Origin of the sequence: Endozoicomonas sp. SCSIO W0465, assembly GCF_023716865.1 — a bacterium.
Classification (GTDB): Bacteria; Pseudomonadota; Gammaproteobacteria; order Pseudomonadales; family Endozoicomonadaceae; genus Endozoicomonas.
In genome coordinates, this window is the sequence record NZ_CP092417.1 from 4,459,374 (window position 1) to 4,478,178 (window position 18,805).

16 protein-coding genes are annotated in these 18,805 nt (G+C 49.2%); 6 read left to right on the forward strand and 10 right to left on the reverse strand.

Features of this window, described 5'->3' with window-relative positions:
• Positions 1–121: 121 nt before the first annotated feature.
• From sucD to sdhC, 9 genes are all read right to left on the reverse strand, one after another.
• Complete coding sequence (sucD, locus tag MJO57_RS20085; RefSeq protein WP_252018193.1) at positions 122–994, reverse strand: succinate--CoA ligase subunit alpha; 873 nt, start codon at positions 992–994, stop codon at positions 122–124.
• Complete coding sequence (gene sucC, locus MJO57_RS20090) at positions 994–2,160, reverse strand: ADP-forming succinate--CoA ligase subunit beta (protein WP_252018195.1); 1,167 nt, start codon at positions 2,158–2,160, stop codon at positions 994–996. The genes sucD and sucC overlap by 1 nt, the downstream gene beginning before the upstream one ends.
• Positions 2,161–2,284: 124 nt before the next feature.
• Entirely contained in the window at positions 2,285–3,724 is a 1,440-nt protein-coding gene (gene lpdA / locus MJO57_RS20095; RefSeq protein WP_252018196.1) for a dihydrolipoyl dehydrogenase, read from the reverse strand.
• 109 nt (positions 3,725–3,833) lie between these two features.
• Positions 3,834–5,078 carry a 2-oxoglutarate dehydrogenase complex dihydrolipoyllysine-residue succinyltransferase gene (gene odhB, locus MJO57_RS20100; protein ID WP_252018198.1) on the reverse strand — a complete coding sequence of 415 codons (1,245 nt, stop codon included), beginning with the start codon at positions 5,076–5,078 and terminating at the stop codon, positions 3,834–3,836.
• A gap of 139 nt (positions 5,079–5,217) precedes the next feature.
• The gene (locus tag MJO57_RS20105; RefSeq protein ID WP_252027075.1) at positions 5,218–8,052 is read right to left on the reverse strand and encodes a 2-oxoglutarate dehydrogenase E1 component; all 2,835 of its coding nucleotides are present in this window, start codon (positions 8,050–8,052) and stop codon (positions 5,218–5,220) included.
• 388 nt (positions 8,053–8,440) lie between these two features.
• On the reverse strand, positions 8,441–9,145 hold the full coding sequence (locus tag MJO57_RS20110) for a succinate dehydrogenase iron-sulfur subunit (RefSeq protein WP_252018200.1): 705 nt from the start codon (positions 9,143–9,145) through the stop codon (positions 8,441–8,443).
• 26 nt (positions 9,146–9,171) lie between these two features.
• Positions 9,172–10,944: a succinate dehydrogenase flavoprotein subunit gene (sdhA, locus tag MJO57_RS20115; protein WP_252018201.1), complete on the reverse strand. Its 1,773-nt coding sequence runs from the start codon at positions 10,942–10,944 to the stop codon at positions 9,172–9,174.
• 3 nt (positions 10,945–10,947) lie between these two features.
• Positions 10,948–11,316 carry a succinate dehydrogenase, hydrophobic membrane anchor protein gene (gene sdhD, locus MJO57_RS20120; protein WP_252018203.1) on the reverse strand — a complete coding sequence of 123 codons (369 nt, stop codon included), beginning with the start codon at positions 11,314–11,316 and terminating at the stop codon, positions 10,948–10,950.
• Positions 11,310–11,684, reverse strand: coding sequence for a succinate dehydrogenase, cytochrome b556 subunit (gene sdhC, locus MJO57_RS20125; RefSeq protein WP_252027076.1), 375 nt, complete (start codon positions 11,682–11,684; stop codon positions 11,310–11,312). The genes sdhD and sdhC overlap by 7 nt, the downstream gene beginning before the upstream one ends.
• Positions 11,685–12,021: 337 nt before the next feature.
• Between sdhC and MJO57_RS20130 the strand changes: the two genes are divergently transcribed.
• From MJO57_RS20130 to ddpX (MJO57_RS20140), 3 genes are all read left to right on the forward strand, one after another.
• Positions 12,022–13,299: an IS4 family transposase gene (locus MJO57_RS20130; protein WP_256491693.1), complete on the forward strand. Its 1,278-nt coding sequence runs from the start codon at positions 12,022–12,024 to the stop codon at positions 13,297–13,299.
• Positions 13,300–13,583: 284 nt separating this feature from the next.
• Positions 13,584–14,888, forward strand: a complete 1,305-nt coding sequence (gltA, locus tag MJO57_RS20135) for a citrate synthase (RefSeq protein ID WP_252018205.1) — start codon at positions 13,584–13,586, stop codon at positions 14,886–14,888.
• 214 nt (positions 14,889–15,102) lie between these two features.
• Positions 15,103–15,732, forward strand: a complete 630-nt coding sequence (gene ddpX, locus MJO57_RS20140) for a D-alanyl-D-alanine dipeptidase (RefSeq protein WP_252018207.1) — start codon at positions 15,103–15,105, stop codon at positions 15,730–15,732.
• Positions 15,733–15,847: 115 nt separating this feature from the next.
• Here ddpX (MJO57_RS20140) and MJO57_RS20145 read toward each other — a convergent pair whose 3' ends face one another.
• Positions 15,848–16,777: a hypothetical protein gene (locus tag MJO57_RS20145; RefSeq protein WP_252018208.1), complete on the reverse strand. Its 930-nt coding sequence runs from the start codon at positions 16,775–16,777 to the stop codon at positions 15,848–15,850.
• A 371-nt stretch (positions 16,778–17,148) separates the two neighbouring features.
• Between MJO57_RS20145 and ddpX (MJO57_RS20150) the strand changes: the two genes are divergently transcribed.
• The 3 genes from ddpX (MJO57_RS20150) (at position 17,149) to MJO57_RS20160 (ending at position 18,797) form a co-directional block, all read left to right on the forward strand.
• The gene (ddpX, locus tag MJO57_RS20150) at positions 17,149–17,721 is read left to right on the forward strand and encodes a D-alanyl-D-alanine dipeptidase (RefSeq protein WP_252018210.1); all 573 of its coding nucleotides are present in this window, start codon (positions 17,149–17,151) and stop codon (positions 17,719–17,721) included.
• Positions 17,722–17,857: 136 nt separating this feature from the next.
• A complete protein-coding gene (locus MJO57_RS20155; protein ID WP_252018121.1) occupies positions 17,858–18,346 on the forward strand; it encodes a transposase in 489 nt (162 codons plus the stop codon).
• On the forward strand, positions 18,315–18,797 hold the full coding sequence (locus MJO57_RS20160; RefSeq protein WP_252026893.1) for an IS1595 family transposase: 483 nt from the start codon (positions 18,315–18,317) through the stop codon (positions 18,795–18,797). Before MJO57_RS20155 ends, MJO57_RS20160 begins: the two co-directional genes overlap by 32 nt.
• The last annotated feature ends 8 nt before the right edge of the window (positions 18,798–18,805 follow it).

Below are 18,805 nucleotides of genomic sequence, written 5' to 3' on the forward strand. Positions count from 1 at the left end.
AGGATATTTAAATTTCCTGCGGTTTGCTATAGCAAGATACCGATTTGCCAGTCATCAGGGACAAAAAAAAGAGGATAATTCACTTACCCTCTTTTTGGATTTTTTTAGAACTGCCGTTTTATTACCAGCCGGTAATTGCCTTCAATGCTTCACCAATATCAGCAAGGCTTCGAACCGTCTTGACTCCGGCAGATTCAAGTGCCGCAAATTTCTCATCGGCAGTACCCTTGCCACCGGCAATAATTGCACCAGCATGGCCCATACGCTTGCCCGGAGGTGCTGTTACACCGGCAATATAGGAAACCACTGGTTTGGTCACATGCTCCTTAATGTAAGCAGCTGCCTCTTCTTCTGCAGAACCACCGATTTCACCAATCATAACGATGGCTTCGGTCCTATCATCATTCTGAAAGAGTTCCAGAATATCGATAAAGTTTGAACCGGGAATCGGGTCACCACCAATACCCACACAGGTAGACTGGCCAAAGCCATAATCCGTCGTCTGTTTGACCGCTTCGTAGGTCAGGGTGCCGGAACGGGAAACAATACCCACCTTGCCCGGAAGATGGATGTGACCGGGCATAATACCAATCTTGCACTCACCAGGTGTGATGACACCCGGACAGTTTGGACCAATAAGACGGACACCCAACTCATCACACTTGACTTTACATTCCAGCATATCCAGCGTAGGGATACCTTCAGTAATGCAGACAATCAATCTGATGCCTGCATACGCTGCTTCAAGGATGGAGTCTTTACAGAAAGGGGCTGGAACATAGATAACGGAAGCTTCTGCACCCGTCTGATCAACCGCTTCAGCAACCGTGTTAAACACTGGCAGGCCCAGGTGAGTCTGACCTCCTTTTCCGGGGGTTACACCACCCACCATGCGAGTGCCATAAGCAATGGCTTGCTCGGAATGGAATGTCCCCTGGGCACCGGTGAACCCCTGGCAGATAACTTTCGTGTCTTTATTAATTAAAATGCTCATTACTGGTTCCCCGCTGCCTTAACTACCTGTTGAGCAGCCTCGGTCAAACTGTTGGCGGCAATGATATCAAGCCCACTGTTGGCAAGGGTCTGTGCACCCAGTTCAGCATTATTGCCTTCCAGACGAACCACCACGGGCACTTCAACACCTACCTCTTTGACAGCGCCGATAATACCCTCAGCGATCAGGTCACAGCGGACAATACCACCAAAGATATTAACCAGAACCGCCTTCACACTGTCATCAGAAAGAATGATTTTGAATGCTTCTGTAACCCGCTCTTTGGTTGCACCACCACCCACATCGAGGAAGTTCGCGGGAGCACCGCCATGCAGCTTGACAATATCCATCGTCCCCATGGCAAGGCCTGCGCCATTCACCATACAGCCAATGTTGCCATCCAGCGCCACATAGTTCAGCTCCCACTCTGCCGCATGGGCTTCACGGGCATCTTCCTGGGAAGGATCATGCATGGCTTTTAGCTGTGGCTGACGATACAGGGCATTACTGTCAATGTTGATTTTCGCATCAAGACAGTGGAGGTCACCCTCTTTGGTGATAACCAGCGGATTGATTTCAAGCAGAGCAAGATCACACTCTTGAAAGAGCTTGGCAAGGCCAAGGAAAATCTGGGTAAACTGTTTGATCTGTTTACCTTCAAGGCCCAGTTTGAACGCCAACTCACGAGCCTGAAAAGGCTGAGCGCCGGTCAGCGGATCAATGATCGCCTTGAGGATTTTTTCCGGCGTCTCTTCTGCCACCTTCTCAATTTCCACACCACCTTCGGTGGAAGCCATGAAAACAATGCGACGGGTTGCGCGATCGACAACGGCTCCAAGATAAAGCTCTTTATCAATTTCAGTGCAGCTTTCAACCAGTATCTTGCTGACCGGTTGGCCATTTTCATCCGTCTGGTAAGTGACCAGTTTTTTACCTAACCACTGTTCTGCAAACGCACGGATTTCGTCCTTGCTGGTAACCAATTTAACACCGCCCGCCTTACCGCGGCCACCTGCGTGAACCTGTGCCTTAACAACCCACTGATTGCCACCGATTACATCGGCAGCAGCGGCTGCCTGCTCTGGAGTATCCGCAGCGACGCCATGAGACACGGGCAGCCCATATTTGGCAAAGAGCTGTTTGCCCTGATATTCGTGAAGATTCATTCTGACGCGGCCCTCTTTTTTATTTAAGCGTTGTTTTTAAGTTTCTCGTCAATCCATATCCCTGGATATATTCTGGGAGAAGAGAGCAGGTCGACCCTGACCGCTCCACTTACAATAGACAGATTTAGCGCCGCTTGCGATTGGCAATATGAATTGCATGGCCGTCAACAGCCAGAACGGCTTCGTGCAGCGCTTCACTCAGGGTTGGGTGAGAGAAAATGGTCAACGCAAGATCTTCACTGCTGGCGGCGAACTCCATGGCAATAACCCCCTGCTGCACTAATTCAGCAGCACTTGGGCCGACGACATGAACACCGAGAATACGGTCAGTTACCTTGTCAGCAATCACTTTAACCATGCCATGACTATCATTGGCAGCGAGCGCACGACCACTGGCGGCAAAAGGAAAGGTACCCACCTTGTACTCTTCGCCACTGGCCTTGACTTCTTCTTCCGTTTTACCAACCCATGCCACTTCAGGATGAGTATAAATAACCGAAGGAATCAGGTCATAATTCATCTGTGCCTTCTGGCCAGCAATGATTTCCGCAACCATAATGCCCTCTTCACTGCCCTTATGAGCGAGCATAGGGCCTCTAACCACGTCCCCAATGGCGTAAACACCAGGAACGTCAGTTACGCAGTGGTCATCAACGAAAATAAAGCCACGCTCATCCAGATTTACACCGGAGTCAGCAGCCAGCAGGTTTTCAGTAAAAGGACGACGGCCGACAGCAACGATCAACTTATCAAAGGACAGCTTCTGCTCATCACCATTGGCATCCTGATAAGTAACCTCAACCTCCTTACCCTTAACCTCAGAACCGGTAACACGTGCACCTAAACGAATATCAAGCCCCTGCTTAGCGAAGATCTTCCGGGATTCTTTGGCAATCTGCTGATCAGCCAAAGGCAGGAACTTATCCTGGGCTTCAAGAACCACCACTTCAGAGCCCAGTCTTCCCCATACAGAGCCCAGCTCCAGACCAATCACACCAGCACCGATAACGCCCAGACGCTTGGGGACTTCCTGAAACTCAAGAGCACCGGTAGAGTCAACAATCAGACCATCAGTCAGCGGAGTGGGTGGAATTTCAATAGGACGAGAGCCGGTTGCAATCACGACGTTCGCAGCATCAACCGCTTCCACAGAGCCATCAGCCCTGGTTAACTCAACCTGCTTGCCAGACAGCACTTTACCGGCACCTTCCAACAAGGTCACTCCATTTGCCTTGAACAGGCCGGTAACACCCGAAGTCAACTGGTTTACAATTTTGTCCTTACGGGCCAGCATGGCAGGTACGTCGATCTCGACGCCACTGTGCATAATGCCGTGTCTGACAAAATCTTCCTTGGCTTCAATATATTTGTGGGAGCTATCGAGGAGTGCCTTGGAAGGGATACAGCCAACATTCAGGCAGGTACCGCCCAGTCTGGCCTTGCCCTTATCATCGGACCACTTCTCAATACAGGCAGTCTTCAGCCCCAACTGGGCTGCGCGAATAGCGCAGACGTAACCAGCAGGGCCTGCGCCAATAACCACCACGTCGAACTGATTTGCCATAAGTTATTTCCAAAACGTACGGTTTATAAAACAAGGTTTAACAGATCAAGACAACAACGGGGAGCACAGTGTTATAGAAAAAAATAAGGCGCTCCCAGACAATCTGTCATCAAACGTCCAGAAGCATTCTGCCCGGATCTTCCAGCAGCTCCTTGATGGTCACGAGAAAGGTGACTGCATCCTTACCATCCAGCAATCGGTGGTCATAGGACAGGGCAAGGTACATCATCGGTAAAATTTCCACCTTGCCATTAACCGCCATCGGGCGTTCCTGAATTTTATGCATACCCAGAATTGCTGACTGAGGTGGATTCAGGATGGGAGTTGACAACAGTGAACCAAATACGCCCCCATTAGAAATGGTAAATGTTCCACCCGTCATCTCATCGATGCCAAGCTTACCATCCATTGCCTTTTTACCAAACTCGCGTATTTTTGCCTCAATATCGGCAAGACTCATATCTTCTGTGTTACGAAGCACCGGAACAACCAGCCCTCGATCACTGGAAACGGCAACCCCGATATCCTGATAACCATGGTAGACAATGTCGTTACCATCAATAGAGGCATTGACCACCGGATGGCGGCGAAGCGCTTCAACACAGGCCTTGACAAAGAAAGACATGAAACCAAGCCGTACGCCATGACGTTTCTCAAACAGATCCTTGAACTGGGTTCTAAGTTCCATGACCGGCTTCATGTTAATCTCGTTGAACGTAGTCAACATGGCCGCATTTTGCTGGGCCTGAACCAGCCGTTCAGCAACCTTGGCACGCAAACGGGTCATTGGAACCCGTTTCTCTATACGTTCACCGGCAAATACCGGTGCTGTTGCCTCTACCCGAGGTGCTGAAGCTGATGCAGTGGATGCTGCCGCAGTGGATACTGTAGTCGGGGCAGGTGAGACCTGACCACCACCTTCTACATGACGAACCACGTCTTCCTTGGTTACACGACCACCTTTACCAGTACCGGTAATGGCCGCAGGATCAAGACCTTTCTCATCAGCCATCCGCCGTGCTGAAGGACTGAGAACCGGTTCTTTCCTGACAGTTTCCGATGAAGCTGCCGGGGCAGCCGAAGCTTCAGCAGATACCGGGGCAATGCCAGCAGCAGCTCCCTCTGCAAAGATACCAACGACTTCATTGCTGAGAACAACGTCACCTTCAGGCTTGATAATGTCACTCAAAACACCATCTGCCGGGGCAACAACTTCAAGAACAACTTTGTCGGTTTCGATATCAACCAGCAGCTCATCCCGTTGACATTGCTCACCTGGCTTCTTGTGCCAGGTGGCAACCGTGCCATCAGCAACGGATTCAGGAAAAGTAGGTGCTTTAATTTCAGTGGCCATTATTTATCCTTTGCGTCTTCGCCCCATGGAGCGTTATTCACAGAAACTGTGTTAAACGCTCTGGCCAGATCGATAAGTAATACCTGCTGGCCGTTTGACTAACATCACTGCTCAGTCTTGAGCAGAAAATTTTCTTTATTCAAATGCTGAAAGCATCGTTTACCAATTGCTGCTGCTCCTGAGCATGTGTTGACATATAGCCACATGCCGGAGCTGCTGATGCTTCACGCCCTGCGTACTTGAGACTCATCATTTTATTGGGATGTACGGCAACTGAGCGACGCATGTGATGCTGGCTACAGTACCATGCCCCCTGGTTCATTGGTTCTTCCTGACACCAGACCACATCTTTCAGGTTTGGATAGCTGCTAATCAGCTCATCCAGGTCGTCCTGAGGGAACGGGTAGAGCTGTTCAATCCGGATAACAACCGTATCATTCAAACCTTCCGCTCTCTTCTTATCAAGCAGGTCATAGTAAACCTTGCCTGAGCACATAATCATCCGGGTAATCGCTGATGGCTCATGCCCATCAATCTCAGGAATTATGGTTTGGAAACTGCCATCTGCCAGCTCTTCCAGAGAGGAGGTAGCCAGTTTGTGGCGGAGCAGACTCTTGGGGGTAAATGCCACCAATGGTTTACGAAGCGGACGCAACACCTGCCGTCTCAACATGTGGAACACCTGAGCGGGCGTTGTCGGAACACAGACCTGAATATTATGTTCCGCACATAACTGCAGGAATCGCTCAAGCCGGGCAGATGAGTGCTCAGGACCCTGACCTTCATAACCATGGGGCAGCAGCATGGTGAGCCCTGACAGGCGCCCCCACTTGTGCTCACCACTGGAAATAAACTGATCAATAACCACCTGCGCACCGTTAGCAAAATCACCAAACTGAGCTTCCCAGATAACCAGTGCGTTGGGCGTCGTGGCAGAGTAACCATACTCAAAAGCAAGAACGGCTTCCTCTGACAGGAATGAGTCCCAGATCTGGAATCGTGGCTGATCCCGGGAAAGCCTGGCCAGATTGACCAGAGTTGAACCGTCTTTCTGATTATGGAACACCGCATGACGGTGAGAAAACGTTCCCCGACCGACATCCTGCCCGGTAATTCGAACTTCACTACCTTCCATTAACAGTGACGCATAAGCCAGCAGTTCAGCACATCCCCAGTTAATAGGAAGAGCACCTGCTGCCATTTTACGGCGGTCCTCAACGATCTTGCTGACCTGGCGCTGCAGCACAAAACCTTCCGGTATTTCACAGAGCTTCTGACCTAACGCTTGCAGTGTTCCTACTGCAACACGGGTATCATGACGGGCAGTCCATTCGTGGCCAAGATAAGGCGTCCAGTCAACAAAGAGCTCTTTATTTGGCTCTTTTACCAGTGACTTGACCACATGTTCGCCGTTGTCGAGCACATTACGGAAACTCTCTACTAACTCTTTGTCGTCCGCCTCACTGATAACACCTTCACCCAACAGAGCCTTGGCATAAAGATCGCGGGTAGTCATGTGTGTTTTAATCTTGCTGTACATCATTGGCTGGGTTGCGGACGGCTCATCCGCTTCATTATGCCCGCGACGACGGTAACAGACGAGATCAACAACAATGTCTTTACGGAACTCCATCCGGTAATCAAGTGCCAGCTTGGTGACAAACTGAACCGCTTCAGGATCATCACCATTAACATGGAGGATCGGCGCACCCACAATCTTGGCAACATCGGTACAATATTCCGTTGAGCGGGCATCCTCACGGAAACTGGTGGTAAAGCCAACCTGATTATTAATAATGATATGAATGGTGCCACCGGTTTTATAGGCCCTGGTCTGGGACATCTGCAGGGTTTCCATCACAACCCCCTGTCCGGCAAAAGCGGCATCACCGTGAATGGCAATAGGGACGACCTGGTTACCAACTAAATCCTTACGGCGGTCCTGACGAGCCCTGACGGAACCCTCAACAACCGGAGTAACAATTTCCAGATGCGATGGATTAAACATCAGGGCAAGGTGTACCTCACCACCCGGTGTCATCACGTTGGAAGAAAAACCCTGATGGTATTTCACATCTCCGGAGCCTCGCTCAACCAGCTTCTTGCCTTCAAACTCGTCAAACAGATCACCCGGCTTCTTCCCCAGAATATTGACCAGCACGTTCAGGCGGCCACGGTGAGCCATTCCGATAACGAGTTCCTTGGAACCATAGGAACCGGAACGCTGAATAATCTCATCCAGCATAGGGATCAGTGATTCACCGCCCTCCAGGCCAAATCGCTTGGTTCCGGGAAACTTGGTACCCAGATATTTTTCCAGACCCTCCGCTGCAGTCAATCGCTCAAGCAGGTGAAGCTTGGCTTCAACACCCACTTCCGGTCGGCTGCGAACACTTTCCATCCGACTCTGGAACCAGCGACGTTCTTCTGTCTGGGGAATGTGCATGTACTCAACGCCAATTGACTGACAATAGGTGGCTTTTAAGGCGTCGTATATTTCCCGAAGCGAAGCGTATTCTTTGCCGATAAACAGAGTTGACGTCTGAAACCCGGTATCCAGATCTGCTTCATTAAGACCATGGTATGCAAGGGACAGGTCCGGAAACTCTTCCCGTTTCATCACGCCAAGAGGATCGATAACCGCCTGCTGATGACCACGAATCCGAAAAGCGCTGATCAAGCGCAGAACCTGCACCTGCTTGCGCTCATGATCGCTGGAAACAGACGATGTTTGAATCGGGCGGGTAGTCTGACGCTGACGCGCCATAAGAATGAAATTTTCCTGAATGGTAGAATGTGGAACGTCTGCTCCTCCACCACTGACCGGGGGCAACTTTTCAAAATAGTCACGCCATTGAATTTCTACGCTATTGGGATCGCGCAGATAGCGTTCGTACATATCTTCGACGTATGCAGCATTTCCCCCGGCAATGTGGGATGAATTCCACATCCGCTGCATTACACCTTCTTGCATGATCATTACCCCATGTGTCTGGGGCTTATCCCGGGAGTCTGCCTGTTTGTAACAACCCTGATGGGCTGAAAAACAGACGTCACTGATGGTCACGATAATCAGTCAGTGAACAATCCCCCTCAGATAAGATCGGATGTTTTCCGACCGCCCCTGCTGGTTCAAGCTGTTGCGACCCCCATCATCCCGGATGGCAGCAGCACAATTCATTTCATATATATTTAATAGCAGGCTAAATAATACCAGAAGCCGCCTGCACACTCCTGACACAGCTTAGCTAATTTTGCGGCTCCATGGTTCGGAGGCAACCCCAAAAAAAGATTCACAGGGAGCAATTTTTATCGCCAACAACCACCAACACGGTGGAATGACCCACAACCATACCATTACACTATGTTGCACTCTTAAACAACATTTGTCTTATATGACCAATAGCCCGGGTCGGGTTCAATCCTTTGGGACAGACATTGACACAGTTCATGATACCTCGGCAACGGAAAACACTGAATGGGTCATCAAGCTCCGCCAAACGCTCCTCAGTCGCCGTATCCCTGCTGTCAGCAAGAAAACGATAAGCTTGCAGCAACCCGGAAGGCCCAACAAATTTATCGGGATTCCACCAGAAGGAAGGACAAGCAGTTGAGCAACAGGCACAAAGTATACACTCATAGAGTCCGTCCAGCTTTTCTCTGTCTTCAGGAGACTGGAGGCGTTCAATTGCCGGAGCTGGTTTGTCATTAATCAGATATGGCTTGATCTTTTCATACTGTTTATAGAAAAGACTCATGTCGACCACCAGATCCCTGATCACTGGCAATCCGGGCAGTGGACGAATGACCAGTTTGTTACCCTTGGCAGCTTCCGACAAAGGGGTAATACAGGCCAGGCCATTGGTACCGCCAATACTCAAACCGTCGGAGCCACAAACACCTTCCCGGCAGGAACGCCGGTAAACCAGCGTTGGATCCTGCTCTTTAATCAGATTGAGAACATCCAGAACCATCAGGTCCTTGCCTTCCGGGATGGTGACATCGAACGCCATCATATATGGTTTTTTATCGGTTTCCGGATTATAGCGATAGACACTTACCTTCATAATCTTTTCTCCCCTGAACCTATGAACTAATAGCTTCTTGCCTTGGGAGGAAATGCCTCCATTGTTGCAGGGGCAAAGTTAACAGCACGCTTATTGACAGATTTATCAATCGGTGAGTAAAGCGAGTGCGCCAACCAGTTTTCATCATCCCGCCCCTGATAATCATTACGGGCATGAGCACCACGAGACTCTTTTCTGGCCTCTGCAGAAACTGCTGTTGCATAAGCAACCTGATACAGGTTTTCCAGCTCCAGCGCTTCAACCCTGGCCGTATTAAAGGCCAGGCTTTTATCCTGGAGGTGCAGGTTCGCCAGCCGCTCACCCAACTCATCCAGCAGCTTGAGACCCTCCTGCATGCTCTCACCCTCGCGAAATACACCAAAATAGAGCTGCATGGTGTTTTGCAGATCAGCACGTACCCTGGCAACGCTTTCACCACTGCCTGATTGGTTCAGGCGATCAAGTCGGGTCAGGGCTGCGTCCACATCACTGCCAGAAGCATCCACTAAATCGAAACCTTCTTTCAGGTTTTTCTCAATCTGCAAACCAGCAGAACGACCAAAGACCACCAAATCCAGGAGAGAGTTACCACCCAGTCGATTTGCACCATGAACCGATACGCAGGCAGCCTCACCACAGGCATAAAGGCCTTCAATAACCTGATCATTACCCGCCTCATCCTGACGAAGAGCCTGACCACCAACATTGGTTGGAATCCCCCCCATCATATAGTGGCAGGTTGGTACCACAGGCACTGGTACTTTTACAGGATCGGCATGAGCAAAGGTTTTCGACAGCTCGCAAATACCGGGCAAACGAAGATTGAGTGTTTCTTCACCCAGATGATCCAGCTTCAGCAGAACATGATCCTTGTTAGGACCACAACCCCGACCTTCGAGAATTTCGATAACCATGGAGCGCGCAACAACATCCCGGCCAGCAAGGTCTTTGGCGTTTGGTGCATAACGCTCCATAAAGCGTTCACCTTCACTGTTAATCAGGTAACCACCTTCACCCCGACAACCCTCTGTCACCAGCACACCCGCTCCATGAATCCCGGTAGGGTGGAACTGCCACATCTCCATATCCTGCATTGGATATCCGGCACGCAACGCCATACCGATACCGTCACCGGTATTGATCAGGGCATTTGTGGTAGAAGCGTAAATACGGCCTGCACCACCGGTAGCCATCACCGTTGCTTTAGCTTTGATATAAACGGTTTCACCACTTTCAATATCAATGGCAATTACACCGGCAACCTGCCCTTTCTGGTTCTTCACCAAATCAACGGCATACCACTCATTAAGGAAGGTCGTCCCCCCCTTCAAGTTAGCCTGATATAACGTGTGAAGCAGTGCATGACCCGTTCGATCTGCCGCGGCACAGGTTCTGGCAGCCTGACCACCTTTGCCAAAGTCTTTGGACTGGCCGCCGAATGGGCGCTGATAAATTCGACCCTCTTCGGTACGGGAGAATGGCAAGCCCATATGCTCCAGCTCAAAAACCGCCTGCGGACCCACCGAGCACATATACTCAATGGCATCCTGATCACCGATATAGTCAGAGCCTTTTACCGTATCAAACATGTGCCAACGCCAGTCATCTTTAGGATCTGCGCTGGCGATCGCACAGGTAATACCACCCTGGGCAGATACCGTATGAGAACGGGTAGGGAACACTTTGCTGACACAGGCCGTTTTGATTCCGCCCTGGGTAAGCTGGAGCGCAGCACGCATGCCTGCGCCCCCACCACCTATAACGATGGCATCATAGGTAAGGGTACGAAGTGCTGACATCGATCAAAGCCCCCAAAGAATTTGCACGCCCCAGATCACATAACTGAACAAGGCAATAAAGCACACAACCTGAATAGGAAAACGAATTAGAACGGACTTACCGCCAAAAGCACGATCATTTAAATAGTCAGTGGTAATCGTCCACATACCAACCCAGGCGTGAGCCAGAATAGAGACCAACGCCAGCAGGGTAAAAACCCGCATCCATGTTTCATCAAAGAGTTTCGCCCATTGGCCGAACTGTAGATCAGGATTGATGAGCAGATAGCCCAACAGGAAAACCGAGTAGGTAGCAAGAATGATTGCCGTCAGCCTTTGCAGCATCCAGTCATAAAGACCGCTGCGGGATAAGTTGGTGATATTGGTTACCATATCCAAACCCCTGCAAGGATAATCAGCACTATTGACAGAACCAGAGTAATAATGGCCCCCAGCCTTCCTGACTCCTTGCCATCACCCACATCCATATCCATCAAAAGATGTTTCACTCCAGCAACAAAATGGTAAATCAAGGCAGACAGCACGCCCCAAATTATTAGCTTTGCCAATGGAGCTGACAGCAATGCCTTGAGAGAGCCAAATGACTCTTCGGAAGCAAGCGACAGTTCTAATCCGTGTAGCAGAAAACCCAAACCTATAAACAGGATAACACCCGAAACGCGATGCAATATCGAGGTGTATGCGGGCAGAGGTAGTTTGATTGTTGTAATATCAAGATTGACAGGTCTTTTAGTGTTCACTCTTTTGCCCCAACGCTCGGTGGCGTACACAGCAGAATCAGCAAGAACTTCCGGGTTCTCTGGACCCTATCGACAAGCAGGCGGGAAGCGCTGAATGCAGAATAAACGATTCCCCCTCAATGAAAGCCGGGGTTCAGTAAACCAGCCCTTATGCCTTCGGAATCGGAGTATATACACTCTAACAGGTAATTACAATCTTAGGGTAGACATTAAGCTCAAAAAAGGTTCGTTTCCGGCGGCAGAACCCACCTTGAACAGCCACAATAAAGCTTCGAAACCATTATCAATGGCTGAACAAGATGAGTACTGCAAATAGTAGATTAGTTGAAAAAAACTGTTGACCTGTTTCGACCGGTCAGAACTCCTAAGTATGGCGGAACAGCTTGGTTTTACTATACGACAGCGAGATATCCGTCCTTTGGATTTTATCCTCTCACTGATCGATGCCCTCGCTGGTGATGGAAACTGCGATACCCAGGCGGATCTACACCGTAAATTTAACGAGTTGACGGGGCTGAATGTCTCTTATCGTTCTTGGGCAAATCAAGCTAAAAAGGACGCGCTGCCTACTCTTATCCTGTGGCTATGGGTGCAGTGTCTGGAAATATTTTCCCGCAAAGTCATGGCGTTTGATGAAGACAGTCCATTTTCAGAGTTTGAGCACATTCTGATTCAGGACGGTTCGTCACAAGCTGTCTATGATGCCCTGAAAGAAGCATTTCCCGGCAGGTTCTCAACGGTCAGTCCTGCTGCCGTCGAGCTTCATACGACAATGGATCTTCTCACCAACAACCTGGTGCGGGTGCAGCTGACTGAAGATACCCGTTCAGAAAGAGACTGTCTGCCACCACTGCCAACATCCATGGCCTATATCCTGATGCTAATGGATGCCGGTTATTTTGAGCTGGAACTCTTTGCCGCTATTGATGACAGGGAGGGTTCTTTTATCTGCAAGGCACCTCAGAGTATCAACCCGACGATACTCAGCGCGGTACGGGAGGATGGCAAGAATCTCAATCGCTACAAAGGACAAAAACTGAAGGATGTACTGTCTGGCTTCCCCAAAGACCAGTGCCTCGACCTGGATGTAGAATGGCCGGGATTCAAAGCCTGGCCATTCCGCTTGGTTGTCCGCTGGAATGACAAAAAACAGAAGTGGGTTTTCGTTGTGACCAACCTGAACCGGGTGGAGTTCACCTTGAGTGATGTGCTCCAGGCCTATCGTCTACGGTGGCAGATAGAGCTGATTTTCAAAGAGATCAAATCCTATTCAGGGTGGCATCGTTTTAACACCAAATCAGCGACACTGGTGTTTAGCCTGATTCTGATGTCCTTTGTGGTTGTGACGTTGAAAAGGTACCTTGCCCATGCTGCACAGGCGAACCTCTGTGAAAGTGGGAGCATTGAGGAAATCTCGACGCACAAGGTGATGAAAAGTGGGACTCACCTGTTTGGTAATGTGATTTCATCGTTGATGAATGCAGGAAAGTCATTGGTCTCATGCATTAAAAAGCTACTGGACTTCTGGGGAAATAATGCGAAACGAGAACACCCTGCACGGGATGGTTGTTCAGGGCGTACAAGATTAGGCCTTTGTGCGGTGGGTGGGGCTTAATGTCTACCTTAAGTAATTACAATTGCTCACCTTGATAAGCATTTACCACTAATACACCAAACCGAAACAGTATGCTTGCTACGGATTACATCCATATTCAGTTCGTTTGACAAAAAAATATATCGCTCTATAGTGGTCGAACCGTAGAAGGAAGCTAAATAACACCTAATTCGAATATTTAATTCAGATCCCAGCTTTATTTGAGATAAAGTGGCTTCATTTTTCAAAAAGCATCCATCTAAAGTAACTATAACGAGACCAAACGGCATGACAGGAGGCCATAAATGGCTGACAAGAAAGCTCTACTCTCCATTCCCGGCATGGACGACGGCACCGACCATGCTCTGGAGTTACCGATTTATTCAGGCTCTCTGGGGCCTGATGTTGTTGATGTCAGGGGGCTGACTTCCAGCGGTCTGTTCACCTACGATCCGGGGTTTGTTTCCACTGCATCCTGTGAGTCCAAAATCACTTACATCGATGGTGACAACGGTATTCTTCTTCATCGTGGCTATCCAATAGAACAACTGGCTGAGCAGTCTGATTACCTGGAAACCTGTTACCTGTTGCTTTATGGAGACCTCCCCAACCGCCAGGAAAAGGAAAAGTTTGAAAACACCATCATGCGTCACACCATGATCCATGAACAAATGAGTGACCTGTTCTCCGGATTCCGCCGTGATGCCCATCCAATGGCGGTCATGTGTGGTGTTGTCGGGGCTCTCTCTGCGTTCTATCACGACTCACTGGACATCACCAATGAAGTACATCGTGAAATCTGTGCCTACCGCCTGATTTCCAAAATGCCTACGCTTGCTGCGATGGCTTACAAATACTCCATTGGCCAGCCATTTATCTATCCACGAAATGACCTGAGCTACGGCGGCAACTTCCTTCATATGATGTTTGCTACCCCCTGTGAAGACTATGAGGTCAAGCCTGTTCTGGCAAAAGCCATGGATCGCATCTTCCTGTTGCACGCTGACCACGAACAAAATGCGTCCACATCAACCGTTCGTCTTGCAGGCTCTTCCGGCGCCAACCCATTTGCCTGTATTGCGGCTGGTATCGCCGCACTCTGGGGTCCTGCCCATGGCGGTGCTAATGAAGCGGTGTTGGTTATGCTGAACGAGATTGGTGATGAAGCCAATATCGATGAGTATATTGCCAAAGCAAAAGACAAGGATGACCCATTCCGCCTGATGGGCTTTGGACACCGTGTTTACAAGAACTTTGACCCTCGCGCCAAAGTAATGAAGCAGACCTGTGACGAAGTCCTGACGGAACTGGGCCTTGAAGATGACCCTCTGTTCAAGATTGCCAAGCGTCTGGAGAGGATCGCTCTGGAAGATGAGTACTTCATCAAGAAGAAGCTTTACCCCAATGTGGACTTCTACTCAGGCATTATTCTCAAAGCACTGGGCATTCCGACAGAGATGTTTACCGTAATCTTTGCTACCGGTCGCACTCCGGGTTGGATTGCTCACTGGCATGAGATGATCAGCGGTGATTACCGTATCGGGCGTCCTCGTCAGCTATACACCGGTGAGGCGAAACGTGACTACGTACACTTAGCTGATCGCAGTTAACCTTCTCCTCTTTTTCTTTCCCGGTGTCACTTACAAAAGTGATACCGGATTTATTCCCATTCTTCCTTTCCATGCTTCGTCTAAACTCAGATAAATAATAATTAGCCAGAGCCATCTGCTTTAGCGGTACCAAGTCAGCGCTTGAAGCCCTGAACATAACCCTCCCTATTGGGTCACAGCCAATGCTACTGTTTTTAAACGTGAGACCGTTTTAATGAAAGCAACCATGCCCCCTGAGCTGACACTGATTACTGCAGAAGAGTTTGGCATTGACATCGAATTGGCGTATGCAACCAGTAATAATTTTACCGGTCAACCGGTTTATAAAAGCCAGGATTGCTATCTTCACCCAGCGGCCGCACAGGGAATCAAACAAGCTTCAGAGTTATTGCGCCCCCTGAATTTGAAATTGAAAATATGGGATGCTTTCAGACCAAAAACGGCTCAAGCTGAATTATTCAGGTTTTTCCCTGACCCTGATTACGTTTCCAACCCGGACACTGGCTTGTGCAGCCACTGCCGCGGAATAGCAATTGACCTCACCATCGTTGACCATTTCGGCCATGAGCTTGAGATGGGAACACCATTTGATGACTTCCGTCCCCTGGCACACCATGGCAATGAACAGATTTCTACAGAGGCGCAGCGTAACCGTTTACTTCTGGCAGGGGTCATGAATATTGCCGGCTTCGACCCTTTAGATACTGAATGGTGGCACTATCAACTGCCTGGAGCCATGAACTACCCCATTATTAAACCGGAGCTAATACCACTGACACTAAGTAGCTCATCACAAAGTAGCTCATCACAAAGAGTTCGTCGCACTTTTTCACCCCTCGGATGATTTACCTGAAGGGCTAACATCAATTAACGAATCACCTCTTCGTATCCGTTCTATAACCCCATCAGGCAGAAAAAAGTTTCAGCTTGCCAACCTTTCAGATCCACCCTCTCATAATTTAATCATCTGTCGTTTTCAAAGAGACTATGACCAGTTTCTTTCTGAAACTGCCATTATCCGAAAACGATTCGCGGGTAACAATTCCAGGAACAAGCCCGGCTGCAGCCCTATCGAATAAGGCGTCCAGGTCACAGGATATGTGCAAATCCGGATACTTTTCGCGATGGAGCTTAAGGTAATGTTGGTAACGAAAATCAAAATCGTGCCAGTAGCAAGAATCCCCACCTTTGAGACATGGATCGCAGATGCCAAGCCAGGAGTCCTTGACAGTACGATCTGGCACATGACGATCAAGAGTCAAATGTTTGTAGAAACGCTCAGGCTTTCTCTGTTCCACCACCTGGCAGGAGCTGTTGTAGATCTCGGACAGGCTGATGTCTTCTGCACCACCGGATCGGGCAAAACAGGTCACGAAGAGCGTTTTGTATTCCACTTTACTAACATCGCCCTTAGCTTTAAGCGTTGTCAGAGTGCCTGAACTCCAACCGACAACCACAATAGCGTGCTCAAGCCACTGACTCTGGCAGTCGGACGAGGCCGGGCGACTGCTGGTGTCCCGGTCCATCTGGACAAAAACAATGACGTGACACCCCGCTCGAAAGGCATGGTCGAGCAGCAACACCATCTCAACCGGGTCTTTATATGCACGTAAACTGGTGGCCATTCCCATCCTGCTGGCCACTTTCTGGAACAGCTCGGGCGAAGTAATCTCACCGACGGCCGAACCACAGAACTTGGCAATTTTACGCGCGCTTAATGCATTCCTATCACCCTTTTTGTAGGGCAAAAGCTGACCGCAGGCACATAAAACATGATGCACAACGGCCAGGGCGTAAACCTTGCACTGCGGCCCCAATTGCAAACCAAAGTTCTTCTTGCAACGAGTCAGTGGTATGCACCTGGGAACCGACTGGTGAAGACTTTCCATAAACGTGCTGACTGAATAAAGCGTTTGGTATGTAAGACCGATTTGTTCACTGATAGTTCATATGTTTGGTTTACCCGGCAGTGACAAAAATGCTTGCCTATAGGAAAGCGGCAGCTAAGAACACGCTATGGCCATTCCTGAGAAGGAGGTTGTCGCCAAATGCCTCAGAAGATTCCCAAAATTATTTCGCCGTTATGAACCGGTCTCCGTTCATCTAAGTGGAGTCGAAGGATGGCTGGCACAATATGAGGTGCCGGATTTCTCGCCCTTCGGCAGGCTCAGGATGAACGGAACCCCATACCCCGCTAAAAATACAGGAAACCTGTGAAATAGTGACTATGCTTGCTTTTTGCCTTGGTATGGAGACTCCAATGATGATAAATAACATCGGCAATCTGGTTCTGCTTAGCGAAAAACGCCATACGGTAACACTTGATATCGTCTACGCCAGTAGCAACAATTTCACCGGTAAACCTGTTTACAAAAGCAACCTTTGCTACTTACATACTGACGCTCTGACATGCCTGTTGAAAGCGGTTGAACTGCTAAAACCACTCAATCTAAGACTCAAAATCCGGGATGCCTTTCGCCCATTATTGGCACAAAAAACCCTGTTTAAACATATGCCTGACTCCGATTATGTTGGTAACCCGGAATCCGACCTATGCCCTCACTGCAGAGGCGTTGCTATAGATCTCACCATCACTGACCATTTCGGCCGGGAACTGGAAATGGGTAGTATGTTTGATGACTTTCGCCCGCTGGCTCATCATGGCAACGATCTGGTTTCAGAAGAAGCACAGCGCAACCGACTTCTGCTGGCAGGCGTGATGAACATTGCTGGCTTTAAGCCTCTAAGAACCAAGTGGTGGCACTACCAGCTACCCAACCCGGATAGCTATCCCTTAATCCCTGAAGAGGAGACACCTGAGGGAATAATCTAGCCCCCTGTAGCCCATTAACATCAGCGGACGCTGAATACTAAACTGCAATTTAAGTTGATTCATACTAGGCTCTTTTCGAATTCCGAACTGCTGAACTATCCTTGGTGGATATAATTAGCCATCGCCAGCATTGACCATGAATATAGGCCGAATCTCAGATCTCATCAGTAATGACACCTGCTTTGAGATGATCCGTGAGAACCGCTGGCCAGATGGCACTGTTCTCTGTCCGCACTGTGATTCTGAGAATGTCAAAAAGAATGGACACGACAATGTGCAGGTAGAGTGCCAGCACTATTACTGTAAGTCCTGTAAGCGCTACTTCGATGACCTGACAAATACGGTTTTCGCAGGACACCACCGACCACTCAAAGTCTGGATTGCCTGTCTCTATTTAATGGGGCTGAACGTCTCCAACAGCCAGATAGCTCAGGAACTTGATCTGTGTGTCAGTGATGCACACCATATGACCACAGTCTTACGAAATGGTGTTGTTGACCGAAAGCCTGAAGTGATTCTTGATGGCGAAGTTGAATTCGACGAGGTCTACATTGTAGCTGGTCACAAGGGACACCCTGAAGCATTAAAAAAATCTGGATCGTCCACCGAGAAAAAGAAGGCTTAAAGGCGCTCCGGGCCGTGGGACTCTTGAAAAAGACAAACCGCCGGTATTGGGAATGATTCAAAGGGGAGGTCAGGTCATTATCAACATGCTGTCGAACGTTAAGAAGGCGACAATCGAACCATTTATCAAGAAACACGTAGCCCCACAGAGCCAGATTTATACCGATGAATACAACATCTATGATGACCTTGAAAGCTGGGGCTTCAGACATAAAACGGTCTGTCACGGCAAAGGTGAGTATGCTCGTGATGATGACAAAGACGGTATTTACGAGGTGCATGTTAATACTATGGAGGGGTTTTGGTCACTTCTACGCTCGTGGCTAAGGCCTCACAGGGGAATATCCCAAGAGGCTTTACCCCTTTACCTTGGCTTTTTTGAGTTTTTGCATAATATTGGCCGAAGAGGCAAAAGTCTTCTTCAGCCCTTAGTCAACTTGCTGGTTACATAGCAGTCTGG

Bases quoted from the DNA above. Each gene is read 5' to 3' on its own strand.
- sucD (WP_252018193.1), bottom strand. From the start codon at position 994: ATGAGCATTTTAATTAATAAAGACACGAAAGTTATCTGCCAGGGGTTC.
- sucC (WP_252018195.1), bottom strand. From the start codon at position 2,160: ATGAATCTTCACGAATATCAGGGCAAACAGCTCTTTGCCAAATATGGG.
- lpdA (WP_252018196.1), bottom strand. From the start codon at position 3,724: ATGGCAAATCAGTTCGACGTGGTGGTTATTGGCGCAGGCCCTGCTGGT.
- odhB (WP_252018198.1), bottom strand. From the start codon at position 5,078: ATGGCCACTGAAATTAAAGCACCTACTTTTCCTGAATCCGTTGCTGAT.
- MJO57_RS20105 (WP_252027075.1), bottom strand. From the start codon at position 8,052: ATGCAAGAAGGTGTAATGCAGCGGATGTGGAATTCATCCCACATTGCC.
- MJO57_RS20110 (WP_252018200.1), bottom strand. From the start codon at position 9,145: ATGAAGGTAAGTGTCTATCGCTATAATCCGGAAACCGATAAAAAACCA.
- sdhA (WP_252018201.1), bottom strand. From the start codon at position 10,944: ATGTCAGCACTTCGTACCCTTACCTATGATGCCATCGTTATAGGTGGT.
- sdhD (WP_252018203.1), bottom strand. From the start codon at position 11,316: ATGGTAACCAATATCACCAACTTATCCCGCAGCGGTCTTTATGACTGG.
- gltA (WP_252018205.1), top strand. From the start codon at position 13,584: ATGGCTGACAAGAAAGCTCTACTCTCCATTCCCGGCATGGACGACGGC.
- ddpX (WP_252018207.1), top strand. From the start codon at position 15,103: ATGAAAGCAACCATGCCCCCTGAGCTGACACTGATTACTGCAGAAGAG.
- MJO57_RS20145 (WP_252018208.1), bottom strand. From the start codon at position 16,777: ATGGAAAGTCTTCACCAGTCGGTTCCCAGGTGCATACCACTGACTCGT.
- ddpX (WP_252018210.1), top strand. From the start codon at position 17,149: ATGATGATAAATAACATCGGCAATCTGGTTCTGCTTAGCGAAAAACGC.
- MJO57_RS20155 (WP_252018121.1), top strand. From the start codon at position 17,858: ATGAATATAGGCCGAATCTCAGATCTCATCAGTAATGACACCTGCTTT.